The sequence below is a fragment of the Halomonas sp. SIMBA_159 genome, from assembly GCF_046536035.1.
GTDB classification, from domain to species: domain Bacteria; phylum Pseudomonadota; class Gammaproteobacteria; order Pseudomonadales; family Halomonadaceae; genus Vreelandella; species Vreelandella venusta_A.
Window position 1 is genome coordinate 1 of record NZ_JAWJBT010001471.1, and the last position, 241, is coordinate 241.

General features: G+C 50.2%; 1 protein-coding gene. It reads right to left on the minus strand.

All coding sequences use genetic code 11. The features are described from left to right. Nucleotides 1-241, minus strand: a 241-nt coding sequence (locus tag R0J87_RS24130; RefSeq protein ID WP_498889574.1) for a toxin-antitoxin system YwqK family antitoxin, incomplete at both ends; no start/stop codon positions are given.

A 241-nucleotide genomic window follows, 5' to 3' on the forward strand; every position in this document is an offset into this window, starting at 1 on the left:
GTAATAGCGAGGCAAATCGGGTGCTATGTCGTCTTTAAACTCTTCAACCGAAATCAGGCTGCCGTCTTCGTTAAAGCGGTAGCTTTTGCCTTGCTTAAGGCCATTGTCATCATACTTAGTCGAGGCCAGTAAATGCCCGGCGTCAGATAGTGCCTGCCACAGGCCAATCATTTTGCCCTGCCGGTAATTGCCCTGCCACAGCAGTGGCGTACCGTATGAATATAAGTCACGTTCTTGCCAG